This window comes from Oleiphilus sp. HI0132, assembly GCF_001635845.1.
In genome coordinates this window covers 1-6,100 of sequence record NZ_LWGJ01001126.1, presented here as the reverse complement: position 1 = coordinate 6,100, position 6,100 = coordinate 1, and the positions used below count along the sequence as shown (strand labels likewise).

Below are 6,100 nucleotides of genomic sequence, written 5' to 3'. Positions count from 1 at the left end.
CGTCGAAGACGATGAAACAGAAATACAGATCCAAAGTCTGTCTTTGGAAGAATTGCTTAGCGCCTTGTCTTCACCTCTTAAGTACTACTATCAGAAAATACTTGGTTTGAAGGTTAGCAAACTGCCAGATGATCTGGAAGAAAGTGAAGCCTTTGCATTGGACCGTTTGGATATCTATGCACTAAAGGGTGATATCTTAAGAACTGTCGTCAAGGACATGCATAAGGAAGTCGATTCTGACACGCTTACACAAGCGTGTTTTGATCAGTGGCGCTTATCAGGGAGGCTGCCAAAAGCACCTTTAGATGAAACTTACTTTGCTCAAGCGAAGGATGAACTTGTCGATTTATCTACCTATATTGAGCGAGCTTTAGCGAAAGAAGCGTCAACTTTGGTTATCGACTTCCAGCTTTCTGGTAAGCGCATAGTTGGTTCACTAGTCCTACTGGATAGCGCTGTTTGCGAGTTTAGTTTGAGCCGGAGTTCGCCAGCGTTGTTCTTTTCTAGCTGGGTAAAACATGTTGTGGTCAACTATCTATTTCACCATCAAGTTGCACCGGGTCACGAGACGGGACTTGAGCTAAAAACCGAGTCAAGGTTGATTAATGCAGAGCAAGTAACGATCTTTCCTGAATTGAGTGCTGCTGACGCAAAATCTTATATGGAGGGTTTGCTAGAGCTCTTTACGCTAACAGGGCAAGAAGCACTGCCATTCCTACCGAAGACTGCCTTTAGTTGGATATTTGAAGGCGAGTCAAAAGCGAGAAAAATATTTGAAGGTAACAAACAGGGCTACAACGCGCGTGAAGGTGAAATGGATGACCCTTATTGGCAGCGCTATTGCCTTTATACTGATCACGCCGAGGTTCGAGTTTTACCTGATATAGAGTCGCAGCGACTTGTTAAGCAAGTTGCTGCCTATAAAGAAGAGTTTATTTTCACCGACTTGCAAGGGGAGGTTCTAAAATGAAAACGCTAGACCTCTGTCAGTTCCCGCTTGATTCATTGTCACTAATTGAAGCGAGCGCAGGAACCGGGAAAACCTATGCGGTCGCCAATCTCTACTTACGTTATTTGCTAGAACAAAAGCTCGGGGTAGATGAAATTCTGGTAGTGACCTTTACCGAGGCAGCAACGCAAGAGCTTCGTGATCGAGTCCGTGCACGAATTCAGGAGCTTTCCCAGGTATTAAATGGTGAACCTAGTGACGATGAGGTGCTGAATTATTTGTACCAACAATCATCGGATATTGAGGCAGATAAACTTCGTTTAAGAATCGCAGAACGTCAAATAGACCAATCTGAAATCCATACAATTCATGGTTTCTGTCAGCAGCTTCTGGCGCGTCATGCATTAGATTTAAATGTCGCTTTTACGCAAAACCTGATGGAAGACACCAAGCCTCTGTTGCTGCGGGTCTGTGAGGATTACTGGCGCCAGGAAGTCTTTGCTCTACCACAAGAGTTGTTACTAGAGGTCTATAGTAACTGGGCGACGCCTGCAGAACTGATGTCGTCTCTTGAACCTTTGATTAATAGACGACCAGATGTATTCACACCAGCTGTACTTGAGGGTGGTCTTTCAGCCTGGGAGCAGCATTACCATGCCACAATTGATTGGTATCAAACACTTCGCTCACGAACCTTAGATAGCATCGATGAAGTACAGAAACTTGTCGCTGAATCAATGCTAAAAGGCGTGAACCATAAGAATAAATGGCTCACTTTGATTCGCGAATGGTGCGAAGCCGAGTTCACAAGTTTCGACTTTCCTAAAGCCAGTAAACGTAAGAATCTGTTTGAAGTCTTTACTCCAGGGTATTTAAGCCAAGACGTGAAGAAGGGTGGAGTGCCTCCAGAGCATGCCTACTTCAATTTTGTAGAAGCGCACCTGAGAAAACTTCCAGTTGGCTCACGCGAAGTGTTCTTGGTGCAAAGCTTCCAGGAGATCAGTAAACGGTTCAATGAAGAGAAAGAACGGCAACAAGCTGTCAGTTTTGATGACCTGATATTGAACGTAGCGAATGCTTTGTCTGACGAAGATACACGTAATATATTAATTAATACGGTGCGCGAGCGCTTTTCAGTAGCGTTGATTGATGAATTTCAAGATACCGATCGTGAGCAATACCATATCTTTTCGAGTATTTTCTCGTCAAGCATTGAGTCTCGCAAAGATGCCTCGATGGTGCTTATTGGTGACCCTAAGCAAGCAATCTATGCTTTTCGAGGCGGGGATATCGCCACCTACCTCAGAGCTAAGCAGGATATTGACAAACACCCGCGTGGCCACCAGTTCACAATGGATACCAATTGGCGTTCTTCGCCTGAGATGGTCACAGCAGTAAATCAGGTATTCCAGCGCGAATCGAATCCATTTATCGCAGAAGACATCCCTTTTAACGCTGTAAACGCGGCGAAGAGTACACCCGAGCACTTGCGTGGTCAGCCTGCGTTTTGCATCACTCAAGTAAGACCTGAAGGACGTGATATAAAAGCGATGACCTCCATACTTGCCGATCATTGCGTCCAACAAATTCTTGCATTGCTGACTGAAGGAAAGGCCGCTTACTCAGACATTGCCGTATTAGTTCGTTCAGGAAAAGAGGCCGAGCTAGTTAAGCAACGCCTTGCACGCTATGGCTTAAGTGCAAGCTACGAAGGCAAGAGCAATATTTACGATAGTGAAGAAGCGCAGGCCATTTATCGCTTGCTTGCAGCGATAGCAGAGCCGGGTGATGAGTATCTGCTAATGAGCTGTCTGTCTGAATTATTCTTTTGCATCGACGACGAACGCCTCTTGGATATTCGAAATAACGATAGTGTTTTGGAGTATTATCTTGAGCTGTTTAATGACTTGCATAAATGTTGGAATCGCCATGGAGTCTTAGCCGCGATACGTGACGCTATGAGTCGCTTGGGTGTCTATGCATCTTGGCACCAGGATGCCTCACAGTTCCAGGACTGGGAAAGACGCCTTAGTAATGTTAATCAGCTAGCGGAGTTATTACAAAGTCAGGCGCAAGTCACACGTGGTCACTTTGCGCTACTGCGTTGGTTTCGTCAGAATATTTCAGCGTCGGTACTGGCTGATGATGAGAGTCGTCTACGTCTTGAAAGTGATGAACAGCTAATTCGTATCGTCACGATTCACAAAAGTAAGGGCTTAGAGTATCCCTATGTCTTTCTACCGTTTGTATTCACAGGCCGTGGTGCTGATATGGCGTGGTTTTATGATCAGAGCGGCAAGTTAAACCTCGACTTACTCAAGCAAGAGTCAAATGTCAGTTTGGTGGACCGAGAGCGGCTGGCTGAAGATATCCGCTTATTATATGTCGCACTGACACGAGCAAAATATCAATGCTTCCTTGGTACCTACTTTTATAAAGGCGCGGGCGTACTTAGTTTGGGGGTAGCGAAAACTGCCTGGGCTTATCTGCTTGACCGTGAAGCAATACTTGAAGGTTTGGACGAGGATAACTACCGTTCGGCTTTAGAGGGTTTGGCTGCACAATCAAATGGTGTCATTCAATTTAACTTACTCGACGAAGATGATTTAAGCGAGAGCCTAAAGCAACATCGTTTTGCGCACTTTAAATCAGAACAGGGTCGTGACAAGGGTCGGCAAGAGGCGATTGCTTGTGAACTGCTAGATAGAGGGTTGAGTAGCCAATGGCGAGTTCAAAGCTTTACCGGGCTAATGCAGGAAAGCCATGCGCGTCAGCATATTACGACATCACCAGGCTCCAATAGTCGCACGCCGTCGAAAGAGCCCGTAGCGGAAAGCGAAGAGCGAGAGTTAAGCATTTTTGACTTTCCCCGAGGTAGTAAGGCGGGTACTTTTTTACATACCTTGTTTGAAAGTATTGAATTCGAAACGGCTCAGCCGCTCACCAAACTACGCTCAGATGGCCAGCCTCTGAGCCTACGAGACATGATTGCAGAAAAACTGTCATTAAGTCGCCTTGTTGATGAAGGCGCTTTGCCTTTTTGGTCTGCCTATTTAAGCGAGTGGTTAAAAAATATTCTAGATGCCAAGCTAAGCGACAACTTTTCCTTATCGCAATTGCCACTAAGTGACTTTCAAGCAGAAATGGAGTTTTACTTTAAAGTTCAGCGCTGCCAAATCGGGCGTATTAATGAATTGCTTCAGTCGTACGCGTCGACCGTTCCAACACTTGAGTTTGCTTCATTTGAAGGGCACTTAAAAGGCGCCATTGACTTGGTTTTCGTCAAAGAAGGGCAGTACTTTCTGCTAGATTACAAATCGAATTACCTAGGCGATCAACTTGAAGATTATACGCACGACAAACTTTCTGAAGCGATGCTTGATCACCGCTATGACTTACAGTACCTCATCTATAGTCTTGCCTTACATCGCTATCTAAAAGCACGCTTGGGAGCTGCTTATCGTTATGAACGAGATTTTGGTGGTGTATATTATCTCTATCTTCGTGGTATGCCACTTAACTCTGATGGGAACGAGTTGGGCGCATCGCAAACGGGTGTCTATTTCATCAAACCTGAAGCGGCTTTGATAGAAGCACTCGACCTGCATTTGGAGGGCGCATGAGTTTAATTAAAACGCCTGTACTGAAAAACCTTGCTCAGCAGGTCGAGGCACAAAATACTGCATATCGCTGGCTTGATCTTTACGCCGCAGAGTTTGTGGTTAAAGGTTTGTTAGAAGAAGAGCGACAGCATGCCAGCAGCTTAGCGCTTTTAATCTGTGAACTGTCCTACGCGACGAGTAAGGGGCAAATCTGTATTGCCTTGTCAGCTCATAAGATAGGACTTGATCACGACTTCAAAGCTAGCTTATTGCAGCTCTCCGTCGTCGATGACTTCTCACAAGCGAGAGCTCATAAGAGGCTGCATGCAAAACAGAGTGTCAAGCCCTTGGTTGTTTCGGGTGATAAGCTGTATTTGACTCGTTATTGGAATCTACAGTGTGAATTCGAAGCTTGGTTAGCGAAAAGGGTGAGCAGTGAAAGCCTGAGTGACGAAGCACTCAGCGAGTCTCAGTTGGATCGTTTGAGTCAGTGTTTAAAAAGCATGTTTGCATTAAATGGTGTGGACTCAGACGAGAAACCAGACTGGCAAGCCGTTGCAGCTGCACATGCTTTGCTGCAAAAAACAACTTTGATTGCTGGGGGACCCGGTACCGGAAAAACCACCACAGCAGCAAGCCTGTTGCACTTGGTCGATCAATCATTCAGGCTACGTTTGGGCCGACCAGCAAAAGTAAGGTTGCTCGCCCCGACAGGAAAGGCTGCCGTTCGTCTAGCGGACTCAATCGCCTTCCAACTTAAGCGAATCGAAACTGAGCAGGCTGTGCTAGAAGGCTCAGATATGCTTCCACTTAGCGCGTGTTTGCCTGCTAATGGTGAGACGATACACCGTTTCTTAATCGACCATAAAGCTTTACCTTCGCAACACTCTTATTCAGAAAAACTTAACGCAGAGAGCCTCTTTTCGGGGCGGAGTGAAATTGCACTTACTGAAGCTGATATCTTGATTGTTGATGAGTCATCAATGATCGACTTGGCTTTAATGCATGCGTTAATCAAAACCGTGCCTGACACCACACAAGTGATCTTTATGGGTGACCCTTATCAGCTGCCACCCGTGGAGCCGGGCGAGGTATTCTCAGAGACGGTTAGGCGTTTTGAGGATATGTCTTATAGTAGCGAATTTGCCGATCGTCTGGCAAGTCTGACTGGCTATGAGTCAGGAGTCTTTCTAACTCCAGCTGTCGACAAAAAAGTAGCGAGTGAAGGCATTAATCAAGCGCTTTGCTATTTGAGAAAGACCTACCGCTTTGGTGGAGAACTTAAGCGCGCTGCCGAGCAAATTAATGCCGGTAATTTTATCGGTTTTCAAAATGACTTTTGCATTAGTCGCCACTTAGATAGCAATAACAAGCAGGTACGATGGTTCGACTATCAAGAGGGTGAAAACCAAGCTGAAATGAATGCTCAGCAAGTTCATCACTCAATCACGGCAGCCTATCAAAGCTATTTTGAGGCGGTGCAGAAGCAAGCAGATAGAGATAATATACACCACCAAAATCTCGTTCATAACGATAAGCAGCTCCCAAG

Annotated in this window: 3 protein-coding genes; all 3 read left to right on the top strand. The window is 45.6% G+C overall.

From position 1 onward, the window contains the following. On the top strand, window positions 1–970 hold a 970-nt coding region (locus A3766_RS31160; protein WP_197479587.1), incomplete at its 5' end, for a hypothetical protein. After that, the gene (recB, locus tag A3766_RS15145; RefSeq protein ID WP_068507845.1) at window positions 967–4,572 is read left to right on the top strand and encodes an exodeoxyribonuclease V subunit beta; all 3,606 of its coding nucleotides are present in this window, start codon (window positions 967–969) and stop codon (window positions 4,570–4,572) included. The genes A3766_RS31160 and recB, both read left to right, overlap by 4 nt. Beyond that, on the top strand, window positions 4,569–6,100 hold a 1,532-nt coding region (locus A3766_RS15140; RefSeq protein ID WP_156508917.1), incomplete at its 3' end, for an AAA family ATPase. The genes recB and A3766_RS15140, both read left to right, overlap by 4 nt.